This window comes from Methylocystis suflitae, from assembly GCF_024448135.1.
GTDB lineage: Bacteria > Pseudomonadota > Alphaproteobacteria > Rhizobiales > Beijerinckiaceae > Methylocystis > Methylocystis suflitae.
In genome coordinates this window covers 1-324 of the sequence record NZ_JAMRYX010000047.1, presented here as the reverse complement: position 1 = coordinate 324, position 324 = coordinate 1, and the positions used below count along the sequence as shown (strand labels likewise).

The following is a 324-nucleotide window of genomic DNA, read 5'->3' as shown; positions in this document are numbered from 1 at the left end:
TTATCCGGATTATCCTCAGAAGTGTAAATCAGCATTCTCCTTTGCTGATGCAGTTGCATGCGGCAGGTATACGGACCGGTGATGCAGAGCGAATACTGTCCGGCGGTGAATACTGGCAACGTCAGAAGACGCTGCTGACAGAAAGGGAAGTCAGTTTTATGAAAGGACTGTTCAGAATTGTGGATATGAAGCGGTGGTATCTGTGTCCGCAGGTACGGGTCGCGGATATCGTCCAGCTGAACGGGAATATCCGGCCACGATCACGCCAGTGGTGGCAGTTATTCAGGATGGTGTCTCAGTGGCATGTTGATGTGGTTATCGTTG

Annotated in this window: 1 protein-coding gene; it reads left to right on the top strand. The window is 50.6% G+C overall.

The window, feature by feature from the left end; all coding sequences use genetic code 11:
* Positions 1-324 (top strand): DUF2726 domain-containing protein (locus NEI07_RS03870; RefSeq protein WP_305123606.1); only part of this gene is annotated, 324 nt, incomplete at both ends.